The following is a 19,347-nucleotide window of genomic DNA, read 5'->3' on the forward strand; positions in this document are numbered from 1 at the left end:
CGCCATTCTCTTAGAGACCTGGCGATCACGGACACTATCTGGGAATTTTTACTGTGATTTCAAGAACCGGCCGGGAATTTTTTTACCTATCCCTGCTTTTCAAGCCACTTGACCAGGTGGGAAAATGGTAACGGACGCGAAACGATGAATCCCTGCACCTGATCGCAGCCAATCTCGGCGACAAGGTCCCAGTCCTGCTGGTCCTCAACACCCTCGGCGACCACCTTCATATTGAGCTTTTTTGCCAGCAGTACGCTTGACTCGAGAATCGCACGCGCCGAGGCTTCCTGCGCTGCGCCATGCACGAATGCTCGATCAATTTTAAACTCGGTAAACGGGATGCGTTGCAGCTGCTCCATCGATGAATAACCCGTGCCAAAATCGTCGATCGACAGGTTAAACCGTTTCAGCGACAGTCGGCTCAGGATATCGAGCGCGACCGACAGATGCTCCATCAAGCGGCTCTCGGTGATTTCGAAGGAAATGCTCGAGGCCTCCAGACCGGATGTTTCCAGCATTGTTGAAACCCGGTCCGGCCATTCGAGGTCGGTCAGTGAATCGACCGACAGGTTGATCGCAATGTTGAGATTGTAACCCAGCGATTTCAATTCTGCTGCATACTCCAGCACCTTGACCAGGACAACATCGGTCAATTCCTTTATCAGCCCGTTTTCTTCGGCCATGGTGATGAAAGCGTTGGGCTTGATCAATCCCTTGATCGGATGATTCCAGCGAACCAGTGCCTCAACACCGACAACCTGGCCGGATTTGATATCGACCTTGGGTTGGAAATAGGTGTCCAGTTGATCGTTAGTAATCGCATTTTCCAGCTCCATCAGTGGAGCGGGTCCGACCAGCATCATCGTGCCTTCCTGGCGAATCTGGTCGAGCGAATCAAGCAGTTCGCTTAGCTTGGCAGGCGCTGCCGGTTTTTCCAGTACGCCGAGCACATGCAAATCGTGTTCGATGGCAAGCTTCTCCACCGTCTTCAGGATACGCAAATCTTCACCACTGGTTAAAATCAGCGAACCCGAGAATTTCCTTTTAGCCAGGTGACGAATGAACTCAACGCCATCCATTTCCGGCATGTTCAGATCGCATATCACAACATCGACACCGTCGCCCTTCTGCTCCAGGATCTCCTGTGCGGCCGGGCCTGACATCGCATTCAGTACCCCTGAAATACCCAGATCATTCAGCATTACCGTCATCACCCGGTGCATGATGTAGTCATCATCTACCAGCAGCAACTTGATACTGAACTGGGTGACATCTTCATCTTCAGCAGGCAGCTGCGGGCTGAATTCAGGTTCCACAACCGGTGCCGGGCTCTCAGCTATCGGTTCATCCAGATATTCTTCAATAAAGGCTGTCGCCTCTGCGGCATGCTGACGCAATGGAGGAATCATATTTTCGATCTGCGGCCAGGCCTCATCGGTCGCCTTTGATTCCAGCTGCTGGCAGGCATGTGCCATGGCCATTGCGCCGAGGCTGCGTGACGATGATTTCAACTTGTGCGCGTATTCGGCTACCTGTTCGCTGTTCTTCCAGGCAAAGGCCTGCTGAATGTTTTCAACCTCGTTTACAAGCGCCTTATTATAGGATTGCAGCAGGCGCCTGTGCAGGTCGGGTTTATTCCCGGTGGATTGCACCAGTACGCTCAGATCGATTGCCTCGTCTACCCGCAAGTCAATAGAATCCTGGCCATTCCCCACGTCTTCCACGATCACATTGTCCGGCGCCCACTTATCAAGTACGTTGCGTAGATCATCGAGTTCCACCGGCTTGGGAATAACGTCATCCACCCCGACCGCGAAACATTTTTCGACATCCGCTTCCAGTGCATTGGCAGTAATCGCGATGACCGGCGCCCGCAAACCCTGGTCATTTTCCTGCTGCCGGATTTCCTGCACCAGTTCGTAGCCGTTCATTTCCGGCATGCGCATATCGGTTAACAACAGGTCGTAGTGACCCTGTTGCCAGAGTTCAAGTGCCAGTGCACCGTTAGCGACATAGTCAGCGCGATAACCCAGAATATTCAATTGTGCCGCCATCAACTCCTGGTTAATCAGGTTATCCTCGGCAACAAGTATGCGCGACCTGTCACCTTTGGATTGATCGTCTTGCGATTTAGCTGACTCCGGAAAATCAACCACGCTGCCGATGGGCGTTGACGGTGCCTGGTCAAGCGTTACCCAGAAAGTGCTGCCCTCGCCCGGTTTACTGTTGATCTCAAGTTCGCCCTTCATCAGATCCACCAGCTGCCTGGTAATCACGAGCCCGATACCGGAACCTTCAACACCGCTGAACTCCGCGCCCAGACGATTGAAAGGCTGGAACAGCTCCTTGAGTTTTCTGGGAGAGATGCCTACTCCGGTATCGCGAATACCGATTCGTAATGATTTGTCCTTTCCGAATTCGGAAACAACACTGACGGTACCTTTCTCACCGTTATACTTGATCGCATTCGTCAACAGATTCAGAAATACCTGCTTGAGCCGAATCGAGTCAGCAAAGACGTTTATGCGCTCAAATTGCGTCGCGTCGAATTCCATGCGTATATTGCGCTCGTATGCGAGCGGCTCAACCCAGTGAACGCTATCGCTTAAAACCTGAAACAGCGATACCGGCTCCAGCGTTATATCGCTTTCACCTGCTTCGATGCGTGATAGGTCAAGTATCTGGTCGATCAACGACATCAGGTGTTTACCGGCGCGATTTATTTCGTTGGCGTTGGCGAGATGTTGCTCATTCAGGCCACGGTCATATTCAAACAACTGTGAAAATCCGAGAATCGCGTTCAACGGGGTGCGCAGCTCGTGACTCATGCTGGACAGAAACTCGGACTTCGCCTGGTTGGCCTGCTCCGCCTGAAGCTTGGCCTCGATTAATCGTGCTTCGGCCTCTTTACGATTGGTAATATTTTCGTGGATCGTGATGACGCGCTCCCAGGTATCTTCGTAACCTCGCACCAGGGTTACAATGGAACGGGTTTCGAAATAAGACCCGTCGAGACGCGAGTCGACCCGTTCCGCACTGTAAAGCTTTTCGTCACTGGCAAGCGCAGCGATTTCCTTTGCGTAGTACTCCACCCACTGCGCATCCCACCAGTCGTCAACATCTGCTTCGCCAGCCAGGAACTCCTCTTTCGAGTCGGCCTCATGCATCCGTAACAATGCCTCGTTAACATCGGTAATACGTGTCTGCTCAACCAGTTCCTTCAGGAGTCTTGGATTTTTATAAAAGTACTCTTCGAGGTTTTCGATCCCCTGGAAGCGGAGCTTGTCGACTACAGTCTTGATTTCCGAATAGTCTTCTTCCTGAACGCCCAGCGGCATATGGGTAAATAACGAGCTGAATCGTTCTTCGCTCTTTTTCAGTGCCTGAATCGCCGTTTCCGATTCAGAAACATCCTGAACCATGCCAAAGCTTGACTCCAGTTTGCCCTTGTCATCGAACACGCCCTGCTGGTATTCACGCAAGTGTCGAGTCTCTCCCTTTTTGGTGACAACCCGGTAATCGAACACATGACACTTGCCGGGCTGCAGCAGTTCTGCAGAATTGAGATTCTCGAGATAATGCGCCTTGTCTTCAGGATGGATAATCGATTGGATCTGTTCCGGATTACGGTAAAGCTTTTTAAGTTCGCCCTGATTGATACCTAGAACATCGGCCATTTCGGCGGAGTAACTAATGGGTTTGTTGGCTTTTTCGTCCCATTCCCAGATGCCGAGGTTGAGCATCTTTGACAGTTCCTGGCTTCGTAAATCGCGGGATTCGATCTGTGCCCGGGCCTCATCCAGCTGTGCCTGCAACTCGGCAATCTCGTCACGTAAGGACTGCTCGGTTGAACTGGCTTTGGTGGTTTTTTTGGTTTTTGCTGTCAAGGCATTGCTACAAAAGTTGCACAGCGCTAAGTATAGGTGTCAATTTGGCGGAAATCTTGAGCAAATTCCCGCATTTGTGACCTGTATCTCCAACCGGGAAATGGTAATTCTTATCGCAAATAAAGCGCGATTTCTATCGGTGGACCCTGATCCTTGCGCATGCTGATTTCGAGACAGGCTTTTCTTGACGCCTGGTTTCGTGTCTCGCAATTCAGGTTATAATCTGGCATCAATTAAACCTAGCGAGCACCAACATGGCAGAAACTCCGTCGACAATGCTGGAAATCGGCACCCAGGCACCCTCATTTTCACTGCTAGAACCCGCCACTGGCAACCAGGTGAGCCTTTCGGATTATTGCGACAAGCCGCTATTGGTGGTTTTCTCGTGTAACCACTGCCCTTACGTCCTGCACATCATCAAATCCTTCAGTGAATTTGCGAATGCGGCACAAAATCGGGGCCTTGGTGTTGTCATGATCAGCTCGAATGACGTCACTGGATACCCGGCCGACAGCCCGGAAAAAATGGTTGAGCTGGCACAACAACATGGATTCGAGTTCCCGTACCTGTATGACGAAACACAGCAGGTTGCGCAATCCTATCGGGCCGCCTGCACACCTGATTTCTTCTTATTTGATGCGTCGCACCGGCTGGTGTATCGGGGGCAATACGATGCATCGAGACCTGGCAATGATGTTGCCGTCAGCGGTAGCGATATGAAAGTCGCTGTCGATGCGCTGTTTGCGAACAGACCACTGTCGCGGGAGCAGATTCCGAGCGTTGGTTGTAACATCAAGTGGCGTGCTGACAACGCACCCGATTACTTCTGAGCTTTAAGCGCCACGGAGTCGGCGTGATCGGCTTTCATCGCATCAACCTTGTCCATTACTTCCTGCAGGGTAAGCTGGTGATCCTTGCCGCCACCGAAGATTTCGCCAAATTCGGTTATCAAGTCGCTTAGTTTGTCATTTGCTACCGAGAGTTCGGTACGCAGTTCTTCATTTTCGCCCTGTAGTGTGGAGATCTCCTCGACCACCGCCTCGTCCTCCGATGCAACCTCGACTCGTGGCTGGAGGCATTTGTATGCCTTTACTAAATTATCCAGGGCAGTATCCAGCGTGGTGATTTGTGCTCTTTTACCTCGGTATAAGCTCTCGATCAAATGTTTGAAAAAATCGGTTTCGTGTTTGTCAATATCGGACAGCGTGCTCCTCAACTCGTCGCCTTCAAGTTGATATACCGCCTGTAAATAAGATTCGGTTTGCTGTTTACGCAAGGAAGAACGTCCCTTGATAGCTGCAGTAAGTTTCGCAATATCCCCGCGTTTACGCCGCCTGCGAACCAACGTTACCAGTAACCAGACCAGTAACAGTACCAACAACAGTACGAAACCTTCGACCAGCAGAATAAAATAAATAGCATTGACTTCAAGCATCGAATCACTCTTCATCTAGAACCAGTGCAGGCGTGGCCTTACCCCTTTTCAGGAACCACCAGCCAACAATAAACAACAACAAAAGGAACAGGTTAACCCCAACGATGACCACACCGACGATTTTCCAGTCGATGTCTTCCGATGGCGTCAACGGTTCAGCGGGATCATCCCGGGCGGCACCGGTTTGTTCGGGTTCGGCAATGGGTGGCGCACGATAAACACCGAGCATCGAGAATGTCCCGAGATCAAGGTCCCTGATCTCGTTCGTCTGGGACTGTGCCGAAACCTTGACATGCGCACGATAGAGGCCGTCCTGATCGGTCTTCACTTCGGTATGCAACCATCCCGCCAAGGACTCAAGCGCAAGGCTGTTCTTTGAGCCGTCCGGTGCCTCGATGTCGACATCGGCCGTCAAACCATCCGGTTTCAGGTATTCTTCCCGAGCACGCAGCTTGAGTTCATAAATACCCGGTGCCTGTTGCGCTTCGATTTTGACCTCGACCGGCCACTGCACTTGCATATCGAAACGCTTGCTGCGGTTAAAGGTCTGACTATCGGCTGATATGATAAAACTGTGTGTGCCTTCGGCAAATTTACGATCGGATTGATAGAGGTACCGCCCCTTGTCCTTGCGCACTTTGGTGAGAATCATCTGGTGGCTGGTCTCGTTGCCCTCAACATCGATGTGTGAAATCTCGAAATCAACAAAGCGCAGAAAGCTGTTGCGGCTGATTTTCTGATCACGATTAAACAACTCGGCTGTCACCTCCAGGGCTTCCCGGGGGGTAGCGTAGGCCGGCATACCACCAACCTGCAGTTTCAGATCCGTGACTACCATCAGTCGATTATCCGGATCCATCTCGGCATCGATACGCCAGCTGCCAGCCTGTGGTTTTTTGACCGTTATCAATTCGTATCCCTGGTCGCTACGCCAGCGGGATCCACGCGGTTTCAGCGCGCTCAGTGCCGGGCTATCCGGGGGAATCAACAGTGTCGGCTCACTGGTATCGGTACGAAACAGCAACAGGGTCATTTCCCTGATACTGGAATCAATCTGGAATTCCCTGCCTTTCAGCGCAACCGTATCCGGTTTGCTGGCGCGTTCAAACATCCTGAAAAAAACTTTTTGCAGTTCGGCTGCGCTTTGCGCTACCGCAAATGAACCCCCGGTTTCAAGGGCAAGTTGTTTCAGCAATACTTCGTCTGTACCGTGCGACAATGCGATTGCATGGACCTGCGCCTGTGCCTGCTTGAGCGCGGCCAGGCTCTTGCTCAGAACCCTGGCACGTGATGCCTGGTTCTTCGCGGCATCAGAAGAAACATCGACTTTACCGTCGGTTAACAACAACAGGATGCGCTGGGTATTTGCGTCCGCCTTACCCCAGCCTACGCTGGCGCGTGCGAGTGCACTTTCGATATCGGTTAACAGCGCATTGGAGTGTATTTCATCGGCGCCTGAATCGGCCAGACTGCGCCAGGCATCGTCCACCACACCCCACTTCACGCTCATATTAACGTAACGTCCGAAGGTCCAGACGCCGGCCCGTGATCCGCTCGGTAACAGTCCGTTTATCAGTTTTAACGCCGGGACGCGCAAGTTCTGCGGATCGGTCTGCTTCATGCTTCCGGAAACATCGATTACGATCCGAAAGTCATAGCGGGCCTCTGCCGCTAATAACTGGTCCTGGGAAAGGACAGATATTAAAAGCATATATAGACAAATACGCTTGCGCATTGGTATAAGAAAGAGTTATCTACATATGCTTTATCGGCCAATAACGGAACTTCTAAACATTAATTAGAGCCCCAACAGAATGCGCCACACAATATCAGACCATAACAAGACAAAAGATCGCGTTTAAATGCCCTTCGATCCCGAAAATCCAGAGATTAATACCCGGGTCTATAATTTTTGTGTCCGGGCATTCCGCACTACCAAGAAACTGCTGAAGCTCAATATCAAGCTGCACCAGGACGAAAATGCAGAGCACAGTACGGTGCAGCAGGGCGATATCTTTCTATTCAATCATTTCGCACGATTCGAAACTTTCATTCCGCAATACCTGATCAACGAGGCCACGGGTGCCTATTGCAGGTCCGTTGCCGCGGCGGAGTTTTTTGAAGGCGACGAGAGATTCAGTCAATTCCTTTACTCCATTGGCGTTGTTCCGAACGACCTGCCAAACCTGTTTCCTTTCCTGGCACGCGAAATATTGCACGGCCGCAAGCTCGTCGTGTTTCCGGAAGGAGGCATGGTCAAGGATAAACGCGTGGTCGATCGGAAAGGCGAGTTCAGTGTTTTCTCGCGCACCGCCAACGAACGTCGCAAACACCACCGCGGGTCGGCAGTGATCGCGCTTGCGGTGGATGCGTTTAAAACGGCGTTACTACATGACTTCTCGGCCGGTAAGTATGACCGTGTAGAACGCTGGGCCGAGCAACTGGAATTTGATACCGTCGAACACTTGATGCAGAAGGCGATAAAACCCACGGTAATCGTCCCCAGCCACATCACCTTTTACCCGATCCGAGTGAGTGACAACATACTGCACCAGGCAGCGCGCCTGTTTAACCGGGGTATCAACAAGCGCTTCGCCGAGGAATTGATCATCGAGGGCAACCTTTTGTTCAAGGAAACCGACATGGATATCCGGTTTTCGCGGCCGATCATCGCCGGTGATTACTGGAGCTGGTGGGAAAAGAGACTGCTTCCCAACGTCGTTCACCGATTTGATACCCTGAACGAATTATTTGCGCTCAAACCCAGCGCCGGTCATTGGGGTGGGCGCATTCATGCAATCGGCATGAAGGTTAAGTCCAACCATGTACGCGATGATTACATGCGCTCCATGTACGAGGCGGTTACCGTCAATCTCAGCCATATTGCGTCCCTGATTATTACCAGGCTGTTTGAGCAGGGCCTGACTCAAATCGACTGCGGTCGGTTTCATAAAATGCTCTACCTGGGTATCAAGCTGTTGCAGAAAACCGAGTACCACTTGCACCGCAGCTTGCGCAATCCGGAAGAGTACGACGCCATTATTAACAGGGGCAGCAGTCGGCTCGATCAATTTCTCAAAACGACGACAACTATGAAGCTGCTGCATGTAGACCAGGGTAAATACGTGATCGATCAGAAGCTGATCGAGGATTTTCACGTCGACGACGTTCGTACTGAAAATTTAATCAGCGTCTACGCGAATGAAGTCACGCCATTGTCCAAGATCATCCGAATCATCTCCAACGCGATGCAGCAAGCCGATAAAATCAATGCGCGTGCGCTCGCCGATTATCGATTTAACGACCAGCTGCTGGCCTTCGAGTGGGATCAAGAAAAGTACCAGCGCGAACGCTACGAGGCGATTAATTCGCAGCAAACACAAACTGCCGATGCCAACTGGTATTTTCTCAAATCGAAAGACAAATCAGCTTCGGCAGTACTCCTGGTTCACGGGTTCCTGTCGGGCCCGGCAGAATTGAGAAGTCTTGGTGAACGCCTGCATGCAGCCGGCCACCATGTACTCGGCGTGCGACTCAAGGGGCATGGCACATCACCCTGGGATTTGCGCAACCGTAACTGGCATGAGTGGGTCGCGTCGGTCGAACGAGGTTACGATATTCTGAAGGCTTACAGCCAGTCGGTACACATCGTCGGCTTCTCGACAGGTGGCCTGCTGGCCCTGAGTCATGCCGCCAATAATCCGAACGTCCGGATTAAATCGGTGACCAGCGTCAACGCCCCGGTGCATTTCAAGAACAAAAACATGGTTTTTGTGCCCCTGGTGCATCATGCCAATCGACTCGTGAGTTGGGTGAGTTCCGAAGGCCTGGTACCCTTCACCCCCAACCAACCCGAAAATCCGGAAGTAAATTACCAGCACATCCCGGTCAGGGCGTTATATCAATTACAGCAATTTATCGACCATTTAACTGCAAATAGCCTCACGATCAATGCAGATGTCTACCTGTACCAGGGAGATAAGGATCCGGTCGTAGCGCCTTCCAGCGTTAAAACCCTTGATAAACTGATTATTGCTGAAAACAAGGCCCTGGTTACACTCGACAGTGATATCCACGGTGTGGTTTATCAAAATATCGACGATGTACAACAAAAGATCTGCGCATCTATTCTATAATTAATATTATGTGAGACTGGCAGATAAGGACAAAGCACAGTAGTTTCAAGGCTTGAAACCCGGTATATGCATCACCCAACACGCTTACTCGTCTACGGCTTTGCAATCGTCATCCTGATGATGGTTACGCTGGCCTTCATCGCGTTCTACGCAACCAGCGATACTAATGGCAACGTAAACCAGCAGGTTTCGCAGCAGCTCGAGAAAATAAACCTGATAAACGAGCTGTCGACGATCATCCAGCACCGCACCCGTTTCATGCAATCGATGCTGCTGCATGACGAAGAATTTATCGAGGCCGAGTCATGGCCGAATTTCAATCGCCTGGAAGGTGCCTATACCGAAACCCGGACACGGTTGTTACCCTTGCTGGCACCTCGCGAGCGCGAAATCATGGAGGCGATCGACCGACTTGATCGTGACATCAACGACTTGAATCGACAGGTATCGGTGCTGTTTCTGAACGGCAGTCGTGACGAAGCCAGTAAGATCCTGCTGCGGGAAGTGTTGCCCAAAACAGCGCCTTTGCTCTCACACCTGTCGGAACTCACCCAGGCGCAACGCATGGATGTACAAAAAGCGCTGCTCATGGCCAGCAGTGACACTGAAAAAAGTCGCACCCAGATCGTTATTTTTTCGATTATTGCAGTTTTGATCAGCCTGGCTGTGACCTGCATCGCAATTTGGTATGGTCGCAAGCTATCGGGCCAATTGCAGAATATGAACGATTACCTGGAGCAGAAAATATATGAACGAACCGAATCGTTGCTCGATACACAGAAGGAGTTGCTCGAAGATAACAACGAGTTAACGCGCATGGCTCTAACCGACAGTTTGACCGGGCTGTCCAATCGCACCAGCATGAACCAGATTCTGCACAAGGAATTTGCCCGGTTTGAACGCCACGATCAACGTTTCGGTATCATCATGCTGGATATCGATAAATTCAAGAATATTAACGATAGTTATGGCCACGACACCGGAGACAAGGTATTGAGACAGCTGGCAACCATTTTCGAAAACGCGATACGTGCCAGCGATTTCGTCGCACGCTGGGGTGGTGAAGAATTCCTGATTTGCTGTACCACGATCGAAGAGGTGGATTTGCTGCCAATCGCCGAGACCATAAGAAAGCTCGTCGCAAGTACCACCTTCGAGACCGCCGGACAGATCACCGCCAGCCTCGGATGTGCGGCGATTGTGAAAGGCGAAAGCATCGGCGAACTGATCAAGCGTTCCGACGTTGCGCTTTACGAAGCAAAAAATAACGGCCGCAATCAAACAGTTGTTTCTGAATTCACCGATATCTCGCTGATCCAGGACCCGGACGATAACCTGGACACGGATTCCCACGACATTTGATCCGCAATCCCGGTTACCGCGGCATTGCGGAACTATAATATCCCGATTCGCAGTTCAAACTTTCCAGGCCTAGTCGATGGAATGCAGCTCAACAGTCCGGTCCGGGCCTCGGCTAAACCAGGCGTGATGAACTTTACCCGTCCCATGCTCAAAAAACAGTTTCAGGCTATGGGTCACAACCGGAAAGGCCAGTTCATTCCAGGGAATCTGCTCACGGGTAAACATCCCGACGTCGAGGCTCTCGTGTCCCGCTGAAATTTCTTTACTGGCAAGTTCGCCATGGAATATCAAATAAACCTGTGAAATATAAGGCATGCTGAAAATTCCGAACAGGGTCAGCGGGCCGGCCTGCGCGTTTGCTTCTTCCATCGCTTCACGAGCCGCGGCTTCAGCCACGGTTTCGTTGTTTTCCATGAATCCTGCGGGCAAGGTCCACAAACCATAGCGCGGCTCGATGGCTCGCTTGCAAAGCAATATTTTATCATCGAGTGTCAGCAGCGCACCGCAAACATTATTCGGATTCTGGTAATGCACGTAGCCGCAGTGATCGCAAACAAAGCGCTCGCGATTATCGTCGACCGGAATCTTCAAGGTAACCGGCTGGCCGCACTGGCTACAATAGTTCATTGCTGTACCAGCCTAGCTGCATCGAGTAACAATGATTTCACCTGCCGCATGCCCTGCTCCATGTTAACCATAATATCCCGCATGCTAATAGGCTCATCCTCAACTCCTGCGGCCCAGTTAACAACCAGGGCAAGACAGGCATACTCGATCTCCAGTTCGCGCGCCAACGCCGCTTCCGGCATGCCCGTCATGCCGACCACATTACAGCCTTCGTTGCGCATTCGGTTTATTTCGGCCGCAGTTTCGAGACGCGGACCGTTAGTACTGCCGTAGGTTCCTGATACAACCAGGGGCTGCCCCTTTTGCAAGCCGACCTCGGTCAGCACCCCGCGCAACTCGGCGCTGTAGGGCCAACTGAAATCAACATGCATCACTTGCGCGTCTTCGCCGTCAAAAAATGTCTGTTCACGTCCTGAACTGTAGTCGACCAACTGGTTCGGCACCACCAGGGTTCCGGGTTTCATCTCGTCGGTTATGCCACCAACGGCGTTGACCGAGATGATCCTGGAGACGCCGACCTGCTTCAGTGCCCAGATATTTGCACGATAGTTGACGCGGTGTGGCGGCACGCGATGCCCGGGGCCGTGGCGCGGCAGGAAAACGACCGGAATAGATTGCCAGCGACCCTGCAAAACATCCGCCGAAGTATCACCATACGGGGTACGTCGTGGCGCCTGCTCTTCGAGACTGAAGTCTTCTCCCAGCGAATAAAGACCGCTACCGCCGATGATCGCCAGCATCAGTCAACCTTTGCAGGCAAGGCATAAATACTCGAAAGATTGCGAAAATGCCCGTTCAAGTCCATGCCAACACCGTAGACATAGCAGTCGTTGCATTCGAGCCCGACATAGTCCGGCAGGACATCCGCCTTCTTGCGTTCGTGCGTCTTGCCGATCAGGAAAACGCTGCTGCACTTGCTAGCACCGTGCTTGAGACAGTAGGACTTGACTTCTTCAAGCGTATAACCCTGGTCGTAGATATCATCGACGATAATCACGTTGCGATCTTTAATCTCGTTTTGGGGGTAGGCCTTCCACAATACATCTTTACCGAGCGTCTTAAGACGATAGCGCGTGGCATGCACGTAATCGAGCGTTAGCGGAAAGTTCCAGTAACGCAACAGCTGTCCGGTCAAGTACAGCCCGCCATTCATGACGCATAACACCAGCGGAAAATCCTGTTCGCTGTCCGCTTCAACCTTGCGCGCAAGTTCCCCGATCGCCTGTTCGACCACTTTCTCGTCGTACAATAATTCGGCCGTCTGGTGGACCTGTTGGGCTCTGTCAGCATTCATGTCAGGAATTATCAATCGCAATGGGTTCGCCAATATGAATTGTCGACGTCGGAAATGCAATCTCGGCGTTATTCGCCTCGACGATATCGGCAATGCGCAACATCACGTCCTGTTTAACCTGGTGAAATTTTCCCCACAGCGTGGTCCTGGTAAAGCAGTAGATGAAAAAGTCGACCGACGAATCTGAAAATTCATTGAAGTTAACCATCAGGGTCTTGTCGGAATCGATTTCGTCGTGCGACCTCAACATGGCTTCCACCTCGGCCACAACCTTATCCATGCTGGTCAGGTCTGAGTAACGCAGGCCGATGGTCTCGTAAATACGACGATTGGCCATGCGCGAGGGATTTTCAACAATGATTGTCGTGAAAACGGAGTTGGGTACATACAGCGGCCTGGACTGAAAATCACGGATCATCGTTACCCGCCAGCCAATGTTCTCCACAGTGCCCTCGATGTCACGATCGGGCGAGCGGATCCAGTCACCAATAACAAACGGCCGGTCAAAATAGATAATCAGCCCACCGAAAAAATTGGCGAGCAGGTCCTTGGCGGCAAAACCAACCGCAATGCCACCAATACCGCCCATCGCAAGCACACCGGAAACGCTGAAACCGAGAGTCTGCAGTATCACCAACGCCGCTGTGATAATAACCGCGAGGCGCACCAGTTTACCGATTGCGAGGACCGTATGCTTGTCGACCCGGTCCGATTCCTGGCCGAATTCCTGTTCCGCGCCGCGGATAATTCCGAGCACAAACCAGGTGATACAGACCAGTACCCCGACGTCTCGTACCGAGTCAGAATAGGTGAAAATAGTGCTCTGGGTTTCGGCATAGATAATTTCAACCGCGATATCCAGCCCTGCGAGCCAGATTATCCAGGTAACCGGGCGCATCATCGCACCGAACACAATTTCATCCCAGCGTGTGGGCGTTCGGTAAAGCTTTTTATGAATTCGTGCGAGCAAGCGCTTGGCAAAAAAACTGACGACTGCAGTAATCAATACAACGATGAAAACCTGCACTATCCAGATCGATTCCCGTTCTATCCAGGGTAACCAGTTTTCCAGGTCAAACATTATTCAAACAAGTCTCCGCTTTCAGCCAGACCCAGCCGATGATTAAAGCTTTGTAATTCTTCACATGCATTTTGCCAGGCTTGAGAGTTGAACATATCTTTACAGGTCGCCTGTCCGTGCAGGCGAATCATGCGCAGCTGCGACGTGGGATTAGAATAACCCTGTAGCGAATTCAGCACTTCGTCTGCGCCCTCGGCATTATTACAAACCAGCAGGATGTCACAACCGGCTGCAAGCGCGTGTTCCGCACGTTGCGGGTAACCGCCAACCGCCTCGGCTCCGCTCATGCTTAAATCGTCGCTGAAGACAGTGCCTTCGAATTGCAGCTGCCCGCGCAGGATTGTCTCGATCCAGTAGCGCGAGTAACCCGCGGCATTCTGATCAACCTGGTCATAAATGACATGCGCCATCATGATGCCGGCTAAATGAGTCGCGATAACCCGTCGAAATGGTACCAGGTCGAGCGCTTCGATTTCACTGATGCTGCGTCGATCGAATGGCATCACGTGGTGCGAGTCCCCCTTGACCGATCCGTGACCCGGAAAGTGCTTGCCAACTGCCTCCATGCCCGCCCTGCGCATGCCTCGTATCCAGGCATTGGCCAAATGAGAAACGGTCTCCGGATCCCGGTGAAACGCGCGATCACCGATCACACTGCTGACCGGACTGGCGATATCCAGCACCGGCGAAAAGCTCAGATCAACACCGTAATAGAGCAGCTCTGCAGCCATTACCCAGGCAAATTTCTCGGCCAGTTGGAGCGCCTGCCCCGCATCCTCGTCGTAAAGATCACCTAGCAGGCCCATCGCCGGAATCGCCTGGAATCCGTCACGAAAGCGTTGTATCCGGCCACCTTCATGATCGACAGCCACCACCAGCCGTGGATCTCTGAGCTTATGAATTTCCGCGCACAGCGCCGCGAGTTGCTCCGGATTCCGGTAATTGCGGCTGAACAGGATCACACCACCGACCTGTGGATCCAGCAGACGCTTACGATCTTCCGCTTCGAGTTCGCAACCGGCGATATCGAGCATGACAGGTCCCAGACTCACTAATCAGACTCCAGGATTACGACCGCAGCTACGGCAATTCCCTGTTCACGTCCGATAAAGCCGAGCCCCTCGGTCGTGGTCGCCTTGATATTGATTGCGGTGGCCGGGGTCTCCAGATCCTCGGCGAGAATCGCGGTCATTGAGCCGATATGAGGTGCCATTTTTGGCACCTGTACGATGATCGTGATATCGGCATTACCCAGCCGAAAGCCATCGGTATCGATCAACTGTTTAATTTTGCGCAGAAATTCACGGCTATCCCGATTTTCATTGCGTACATCGGTATCGGGAAACATCCGGCCGATATCGCCGCGTCCCAGGGCACCGAGTAAGGCATCGCACAGCGCGTGAATAAGCGCGTCACCGTCTGAATGGGCGACGACTGCCTTGTCGCAGGATACGAAGACGCCGCCCAGGGTAAATCCGTTTCCTTCGACGAAGGCGTGCACATCATACCCGTGTCCAATCCTGGTCATGCTCTTCGAAATCCAGTCTCAATCGACTAAAAGCGGATAATTATAACCGCAGGTTATGCTAACTACACCCGACTTAGTGCATGTATGTTGAAAAGTAATGCGCTGAATAACAGCAAGGCGCCAGCCTGGTGTAAGGCACCTAACCATACAGGCACCTGCATTAACAGGGTAGCGATGCCGAGTATCAGTTGCAGGACAACCATCATGCCTACCAGCTTGAAACTGCGCTGCAGCCTTGTCTCCTCGAAGTGCAAGCGCCCCCTGATATACCAGGCAATCAGAATTATTCCGGCCGTAACGGCCAGCCAGCGATGGTTGAACTGTACCGTGACCATGTTTTCCAGCGGGTTCAGGTACCACGGTGATAATGCGCCGATGCCCTCGGGTATCAAACTGCCTCCCATCAACGGGAAAGTATTGAAAATCAAGCCGGCATCCAGCCCGGCAACAAAACCACCGGAGACGATGGTCACCAGTACCAGGATAGCTAATCCAAGGGACAGTAAGCGCCAGCCGGTAACGGTCGACTCGGCCAGTCGACGATAGCTGGCTGTCGTCGCGAGGTTGAATATCGTCCACAGGATGAATCCGTAAATCAGGATTGCACTGAGCAAATGTGCACTTAATCGGTATTGACTGACATGCGGATTACTGACCAGCCCGCTTTTAACCATGTACCAGCCCAGCAATCCCTGCAATCCACCCAGTACAAACATGATCACCAGGCGGGGCGTCAATCCCGGTTTAATCATTTTACGCAACCAGAAGTAAACAAACGGCAGCAGGAATACCAGCCCGATTAAACGTCCCAGCATCCGGTGCGAGTACTCGAACCAGTAGATCGATTTAAAACCCTCGAGCGTCATGTCGCTATTGATTTTCTGAAACTCGGGAAACTGCTGATATAGCTTGAATTCCGCCAGCCACTGCTCCGCACCCAACGGCGGTAGCATTCCGGTCGGATGCCAGGTGACCATGGAAAGCCCCGAGCCGGTGAGGCGCGTGACGCCACCAAGTATTATCATCGAAAAAATCAAAACCAGACAAACCTGCAACCAACGCGTTATCGCACGATCGTTTTCGCTAATCTCATTCATATGGAACGGGTATCTAGTCTCCAGGATCTGCCGCCGTAACCGGCAGTCAGCACCACACTGCGTAATTCTATTACAGACGCCCAAAAAAAAAAGGCGCCTATGGGCGCCTTTCTCGTCCTCGCTGCCGCTATTATTCTTGTATGGCAGCTATCTCCTCCAGTTGCTTTGCCTTGATCGATCAACCATCCCGCGTTGACTTTTCAACACCAGGGCCCAGGGCCACTGATACTTGCTGGCAGTAGTAAACCACAGGCATTTCAAAGTTGCTACCGAATTTTGCAATAATTTTTCCCGGTAATTTTCCGGATTATGCCGGGGAATTTCCAGACTTCAGGAGATGTCGCTCCGGATACAACTGGCTTAACGCCTGGCCTGAATCTCCTCGAACGGAAAGCTGTCCAGACGCTCAACCCCATGGTGCCTGACCACGACCTGGACCTCCAGCTTGATTGACTCGCTGCCCTTTTCTCCAATCAGGCTTTCCACGCACAGCACCATGTTCTTTTCAAATCGACCTTCGCAGGCAAATTCAAAATCGGGATGCAGGGGGATGACCGGCCATTCATCCGCCATGCCGACGCCATGCGCGGCCAGCGAATAGCGATAGGGTTGGTAAGGTTCCGGAATCCGCCAGGACTTCGCATTGAATTCTCGAAAACTCATTCCGCATTCGATAATTTCCAGGTTGTGATTTATCTGTTCCACCGCGGCCGCGTAAAGTTCGGCCTGCTTTGGCGTCATCTGGGTATAGCCACAGGTCCAGGAGCGCGACAGGTCCGCGCAGTATCCGTATGGCCCGATCATGTCCGTATCAAACGAAATCATTTCCCCTTGCCGGCAGACGTAGTCAGAACACTCCTGGTACCAGGGATTGGTACGCGCACCGCAGGTTAGCAACCGGGTCTCGAGCCATTCTCCACCGGAACGCGCGTTTTCGTAGTGTAATTCTGCCCACAGCTCCTGCTCGGTGCGTCCCGGAACGGAGTTTTCATAGATGCGCGCCATGCCGGCCTCGCAAACGCGGATCGTCCATCGCATCAGGGTTAGTTCATCCTCGCTTTTAATCGCACGCGCGCGCTCGGTCAACTCCTGTCCATCAACGATCTCCAGGCCATGGGCTTCGAGTTCCCTGAGCCCGAGCGGTTCAAGTTTGTCAACTGCGAGGCGCCTGTTGCCGGCACCGTGGCTTTGCATTGAATCGACAATCCCCCGGCCCCAGGTAACGACTTGCTCCGGGACACGGTCTCCAACTTCCATGAAAATCCATGGAACCGAACTACGAACCTCGTCGATACCCTCGTAGCCCTCGCACAAATGATGGCAGCCATCAAACTCGAACATAATCGCCGGTCCATCGGTAAAAATGAGTGCATAGCGCATGGCACTGTGCGCACACCAGACCTGCATGTTACGCACATCGAGGGCGTAACGAATATTAACCGGGTCATATAGTAACAATGCTGCGTAATCGAAATTCTGTAACTGTTCGCGGATTCGTGCCAGTCGATACTGGCGTGCGCTTACCAGCGTTTCATGCGGGATCGGACTCTTTAGCGGACGCCCGGCGCCTTCCTGGTTAAGGTAGGTTCTTTTTCGTTCATCGAAGAAAGTATTCTTTAACGCCTTCACTTTATTGCCCCGGGTCAATATGAGCCAACCGGTCCAGCTTGTCGCCTTCCAGTTCGTAAGCCTGGCCAAAGCCGCGTACGAATCGACCCGTCTTTGCATGCACGCAAAACAACTGGAAATCGGGGAGCGGTTCGATAATTTCCATCACCTTACCAAAGCGGTGGTGAAACAGGTCCAACACAGCCCTGAATTGCCCATTATCCCGGGTTACGAGCTCCGCCCTTCCCTGTAGATTGATGCGTTTTCGGGCAAACGGATTTCCGGCTTCGTCTTCAAGCAGCATCAAGCCAATTTCAGGGTTGCGCATCAGATTGCCCGTATGACTCGCGAGCCGACTGAGGAAGAGATAGTAATTTCCTTCGAATAAAACGCAGGGAGCGTAACTCGATTCTGGGGTATGGGCGCTGCCGAGGGTTGCCAATTGAGCGCTGTTGGCATCGTCGCGTAACGCGAGATAATCCCGGTGTGCGCTATCTATGTCGTTCAAAACGGGCCCCGGCAGTCAGTACCCGTTTATTCTGCCACGCTAGGAAGACATTCGCATCAAGCTCGCGCTGGCGGTGTCGTTTTCACTGGCCAGTTTCATCAGTTTGACCTGCTGCTCGTAGTAGCGCGCATAGTCAATCATGCGCACCATGGCGTCCACCGCGTTGACATTGCTGCCTTCGAGCGCACCCGAGGTTACCGAGATCGATGCGTCGGCCTGGGCCTCGACACCATCCTGGACACGAAACAGGCCATCCTCGCCACGGTAGATTTGATCCCTGGGTGGATTGACCAGGCGAATTCGATCCACACCGACCAACGTATTGGCTGACTGGCCAGTGGCACGAATGCTGATGGTGCCGTCGCGACCGATGACGAGACTTTCAAATTGCGGGATCGTAATCGGACCACCGTCACCGAGCACGATCTGGTTGGCTCCATTGACTAAAAGACCGGTTGGGTCGATCCTGAAATCGCCACGACGCGAATAGGCCGTACTGCCATCTTCTGCCTGCACCGCAAACCAGCCGTCACCATCAATGGCAAGATCGAGGTTGCGACCGGTTATATTTATGGTGCCAGGGTTGAAATTGACACCACTATCCTCGTCGCTGACATATACCCGATCGAGATGACCGGGGCCAGAAACCGGGTTCGACTCGAAGTGGTCCAGGGTTGCCTTGAAGCCAACCGTACTGATATTGGCAAGATTATTGGCATTATTTTGCTGCGCAAGCATCGCCTGCGCAGCGCCATTCATTGCCAGGTACAGGTAATTATCCATG

At 52.3% G+C, this 19,347-nt stretch carries 16 protein-coding genes; 3 read left to right on the forward strand and 13 right to left on the reverse strand.

The window, feature by feature from the left end; translation table 11 throughout:
• Positions 1–86 precede the first annotated feature (86 nt).
• Entirely contained in the window at positions 87–3,887 is a 3,801-nt protein-coding gene (locus tag OES20_06130; protein ID MDH3634265.1) for an EAL domain-containing protein, read from the reverse strand.
• Positions 3,888–4,141: 254 nt separating this feature from the next.
• On the opposite strand from OES20_06130, the gene OES20_06135 reads away from it, so the two are divergent.
• The gene (locus OES20_06135) at positions 4,142–4,717 is read left to right on the forward strand and encodes a thioredoxin family protein (protein MDH3634266.1); all 576 of its coding nucleotides are present in this window, start codon (positions 4,142–4,144) and stop codon (positions 4,715–4,717) included.
• Here OES20_06135 and OES20_06140 read toward each other — a convergent pair.
• Entirely contained in the window at positions 4,708–5,322 is a 615-nt protein-coding gene (locus tag OES20_06140) for a hypothetical protein (GenBank protein ID MDH3634267.1), read from the reverse strand. The two genes, OES20_06135 and OES20_06140, sit on opposite strands and share 10 nt — an antisense overlap.
• A gap of 4 nt (positions 5,323–5,326) precedes the next feature.
• Positions 5,327–7,033: a VWA domain-containing protein gene (locus OES20_06145; protein ID MDH3634268.1), complete on the reverse strand. Its 1,707-nt coding sequence runs from the start codon at positions 7,031–7,033 to the stop codon at positions 5,327–5,329.
• Positions 7,034–7,184: 151 nt separating this feature from the next.
• On the opposite strand from OES20_06145, the gene OES20_06150 reads away from it, so the two are divergent.
• A complete protein-coding gene (locus OES20_06150; GenBank protein MDH3634269.1) occupies positions 7,185–9,458 on the forward strand; it encodes an alpha/beta fold hydrolase in 2,274 nt (757 codons plus the stop codon).
• Between the two features lie 66 nt (positions 9,459–9,524).
• Complete coding sequence (locus OES20_06155; GenBank protein MDH3634270.1) at positions 9,525–10,820, forward strand: GGDEF domain-containing protein; 1,296 nt, start codon at positions 9,525–9,527, stop codon at positions 10,818–10,820.
• A gap of 69 nt (positions 10,821–10,889) precedes the next feature.
• Here the strand turns inward: OES20_06155 and OES20_06160 are convergent, their stop codons facing one another.
• From OES20_06160 to OES20_06205, 10 genes are all read right to left on the reverse strand, one after another.
• Positions 10,890–11,447 carry an NUDIX hydrolase gene (locus tag OES20_06160; protein MDH3634271.1) on the reverse strand — a complete coding sequence of 186 codons (558 nt, stop codon included), beginning with the start codon at positions 11,445–11,447 and terminating at the stop codon, positions 10,890–10,892.
• Positions 11,444–12,187 carry an S-methyl-5'-thioinosine phosphorylase gene (locus OES20_06165; protein MDH3634272.1) on the reverse strand — a complete coding sequence of 248 codons (744 nt, stop codon included), beginning with the start codon at positions 12,185–12,187 and terminating at the stop codon, positions 11,444–11,446. Before OES20_06165 ends, OES20_06160 begins: the two co-directional genes overlap by 4 nt.
• Complete coding sequence (locus tag OES20_06170; GenBank protein MDH3634273.1) at positions 12,187–12,741, reverse strand: hypoxanthine-guanine phosphoribosyltransferase; 555 nt, start codon at positions 12,739–12,741, stop codon at positions 12,187–12,189. Before OES20_06170 ends, OES20_06165 begins: the two co-directional genes overlap by 1 nt.
• Before the next feature lies 1 nt (position 12,742).
• Positions 12,743–13,822 carry a mechanosensitive ion channel family protein gene (locus tag OES20_06175; protein MDH3634274.1) on the reverse strand — a complete coding sequence of 360 codons (1,080 nt, stop codon included), beginning with the start codon at positions 13,820–13,822 and terminating at the stop codon, positions 12,743–12,745.
• Positions 13,822–14,874, reverse strand: coding sequence for a beta-N-acetylhexosaminidase (nagZ, locus tag OES20_06180; GenBank protein ID MDH3634275.1), 1,053 nt, complete (start codon positions 14,872–14,874; stop codon positions 13,822–13,824). The genes OES20_06175 and nagZ overlap by 1 nt, the downstream gene beginning before the upstream one ends.
• Entirely contained in the window at positions 14,874–15,350 is a 477-nt protein-coding gene (gene ispF, locus OES20_06185) for a 2-C-methyl-D-erythritol 2,4-cyclodiphosphate synthase (protein MDH3634276.1), read from the reverse strand. Before ispF ends, nagZ begins: the two co-directional genes overlap by 1 nt.
• 62 nt (positions 15,351–15,412) lie before the next feature.
• Positions 15,413–16,447, reverse strand: a complete 1,035-nt coding sequence (locus tag OES20_06190) for a COX15/CtaA family protein (GenBank protein ID MDH3634277.1) — start codon at positions 16,445–16,447, stop codon at positions 15,413–15,415.
• 360 nt (positions 16,448–16,807) lie between these two features.
• On the reverse strand, positions 16,808–18,076 hold the full coding sequence (locus OES20_06195; GenBank protein MDH3634278.1) for a Xaa-Pro peptidase family protein: 1,269 nt from the start codon (positions 18,074–18,076) through the stop codon (positions 16,808–16,810).
• A 1-nt stretch (position 18,077) separates the two neighbouring features.
• Positions 18,078–18,563: a pyridoxamine 5'-phosphate oxidase family protein gene (locus OES20_06200; protein MDH3634279.1), complete on the reverse strand. Its 486-nt coding sequence runs from the start codon at positions 18,561–18,563 to the stop codon at positions 18,078–18,080.
• Positions 18,564–18,602: 39 nt separating this feature from the next.
• Positions 18,603–19,346 carry a flagellar basal body rod protein FlgF gene (locus OES20_06205; GenBank protein MDH3634280.1) on the reverse strand — a complete coding sequence of 248 codons (744 nt, stop codon included), beginning with the start codon at positions 19,344–19,346 and terminating at the stop codon, positions 18,603–18,605.
• Position 19,347: the final 1 nt, after the last annotated feature.

Source organism: Gammaproteobacteria bacterium, from assembly GCA_029862005.1.
GTDB lineage: Bacteria > Pseudomonadota > Gammaproteobacteria.

Coding starts and splice junctions, on each gene's coding strand:
- OES20_06135 (MDH3634266.1), top strand. CDS start 4,142: ATGGCAGAAACTCCGTCGACAATGCTGGAAATCGGCACCCAGGCACCC.
- OES20_06140 (MDH3634267.1), bottom strand. CDS start 5,322: ATGCTTGAAGTCAATGCTATTTATTTTATTCTGCTGGTCGAAGGTTTC.
- OES20_06145 (MDH3634268.1), bottom strand. CDS start 7,033: ATGCTTTTAATATCTGTCCTTTCCCAGGACCAGTTATTAGCGGCAGAG.
- OES20_06150 (MDH3634269.1), top strand. CDS start 7,185: ATGCCCTTCGATCCCGAAAATCCAGAGATTAATACCCGGGTCTATAAT.
- OES20_06155 (MDH3634270.1), top strand. CDS start 9,525: ATGCATCACCCAACACGCTTACTCGTCTACGGCTTTGCAATCGTCATC.
- OES20_06160 (MDH3634271.1), bottom strand. CDS start 11,447: ATGAACTATTGTAGCCAGTGCGGCCAGCCGGTTACCTTGAAGATTCCG.
- OES20_06165 (MDH3634272.1), bottom strand. CDS start 12,187: ATGCTGGCGATCATCGGCGGTAGCGGTCTTTATTCGCTGGGAGAAGAC.
- OES20_06170 (MDH3634273.1), bottom strand. CDS start 12,741: ATGAATGCTGACAGAGCCCAACAGGTCCACCAGACGGCCGAATTATTG.
- OES20_06175 (MDH3634274.1), bottom strand. CDS start 13,822: ATGTTTGACCTGGAAAACTGGTTACCCTGGATAGAACGGGAATCGATC.
- ispF (MDH3634276.1), bottom strand. CDS start 15,350: ATGACCAGGATTGGACACGGGTATGATGTGCACGCCTTCGTCGAAGGA.
- OES20_06190 (MDH3634277.1), bottom strand. CDS start 16,447: ATGAATGAGATTAGCGAAAACGATCGTGCGATAACGCGTTGGTTGCAG.
- OES20_06205 (MDH3634280.1), bottom strand. CDS start 19,346: ATGGATAATTACCTGTACCTGGCAATGAATGGCGCTGCGCAGGCGATG.